Below are 1,903 nucleotides of genomic sequence, written 5' to 3'. Positions count from 1 at the left end.
ATTCAAGCTTAGCTGCGATTCTTAAAAGGTAAGGGCTTCGCGCCTTTGGTGCCTTGGCTGACTGCTGCTCTCTGGTTGTAACGACCGATCAGCTTGCGTTGTAATTTTGTTTCCCAATTTAAAGCCTGTTTGATGGTGCTAAGCCAGGTTTTGTTGAAAAGCAGCTTGTTGCTGGCAACGGCATCTGGCGAGCGCTGTTTGATCTCTTCAGCGAATTCGACTGCCTTGGTCATCGGGTCATCATAGATATGGGTAATCAAGTTATATGATTTAGCCTCTTCAGCATTGAAAACTCGGCCCGTCATCGCAAGCTCTTTGACGATATCAATCGGTGCCAGCTCTCTCAGCGTTAGTGTGCCGCCCATGTCGGGAATCAGACCCCAGCGTGCTTCCATGATAGAGAATTCGCAATCGGGTGTGCTGTATCTAAAGTCGGCACCCAATGCGATTTGAAAGCCGCCTCCCCAGCATTTTCCGTGTGTCACTGCAATGACAGGAACGGGAGCATCGCGCCACAGGTAGCTGACATCCTGGGCCAGGTTTGAGGCCTTGGTGCCGGGTTTAACCAAAAGTTTGAGCGCGGCTACCGGACTTTTCAAAACGCTTTTTATGTCTAGTCCAGAGCAGAAAGCATCACCGTCACCAGATAGAATGACCGCTCTGATAGACTTGTTCTTTTTAAGTTCTTTAGCCACTTTTGCAATGGCCTCAAACATAGCTATATCGAGTGCGTTGAGCTTACTTGCACGAACTAAGGTTACATAGGCAATTTGATCTTTAATCTCCAGCCTTACTCGTTCAAGAATGATGCGGTCGGTCATGTGTATTTCCTTTGTGCTTATATGCTCAGGTCAAAATTGAAGGGGTGATTATTGCCTTGATAAATCTCATCGAGATAGACGGTTTCTCTTTCGCTTAAGGTATTCATCAGCGTGCGTACATCCTTCATGCTATGAAAGGCTTCAAAGCCGGTCATTAAGAATTGATGAAGTGCTTGTAGTCCAGCCATTTCTGCGGCACCTTCGGTCATGCGTAAGGTAAATAAGATGACGGAGCTACGCGCATACTTGTCGAGTTTTTGTCCCAGCTGTGAAGTCAGTTGTATCTGGTATAGTCGCTGGCCATGATTGTCGCTAGCGCGATAAGCTTCACAATAGATCTTCTCGTTTAGCTCATTGCTGTTGTGTTCAATAAATATGATTTCAGCAAGCCGCTGATCTAGCTGCTGAGTAAGTAAGTTTAGTTCTACCAGAAGACTCACTGTTTCAAGAATTTTTTTTGGTAAAAGCTTGATCATTTTAGGAAATATTCGCTCAAGATCCCGATCGCGGTCGCTGAAATCCTCGGTTGAATATAAATCCGTAAACAGGAAGGATAAGCCGTCTTGATAGTCGCTTGATTGATAAAAATCGCGATGACTGAACTTTAAGCGCTCACTTTGCCAGTGAGCGAGTTTTGCCAAGTGGTGGTCGATATTGTCGAGCTTTGATTGCTGTTGGAAGTCGTGATAATTGAGCATTGCCTCTCTTAGCCTTTTGGCCGCAGGGCTAGAAGCATGGGTGTGAAGAAGCTTGTCACGGCTCATAGTGATCGCGGATCCCTGATACTCAATAGAACAGGTTTGGAATTCTATAGAAAGACAGGCGCTGAATCGAGTGGAATTTTTGAATGCCTGGTGTTGAGAGCTGTTTTGGCGCTGAAGGCTGTTTTGGGCGCTGAAGGCTCAACGCCGGAGTCACTATCTGCTAAGAAGTGCTACACGCCTGCAGATAATTGTAGCTTCTTTTGCTGGTCGGGGTTGAGTTTCATTGTTGGACGAGCGGGCTTGTTGCTAAGAACGGTGGGCATGTCGTCAAGGCTCGGTGTCCATTTAGGGTCGTCCAGTGATACGAAATGGCTCATC

2 protein-coding genes are annotated in these 1,903 nt (G+C 46.6%); both read right to left on the bottom strand.

The window, feature by feature from the left end:
• Positions 1-8 precede the first annotated feature (8 nt).
• A complete protein-coding gene (locus tag A3763_RS20545; RefSeq protein WP_068516736.1) occupies positions 9-821 on the bottom strand; it encodes a crotonase/enoyl-CoA hydratase family protein in 813 nt (270 codons plus the stop codon).
• A 17-nt stretch (positions 822-838) separates the two neighbouring features.
• Complete coding sequence (locus A3763_RS20540) at positions 839-1,585, bottom strand: hypothetical protein (protein WP_068514029.1); 747 nt, start codon at positions 1,583-1,585, stop codon at positions 839-841.
• Positions 1,586-1,903: the final 318 nt, after the last annotated feature.

It is taken from the genome of Oleiphilus sp. HI0128, assembly GCF_001635365.1.
This window is presented reverse-complemented; position numbering and strand designations above follow the sequence as displayed.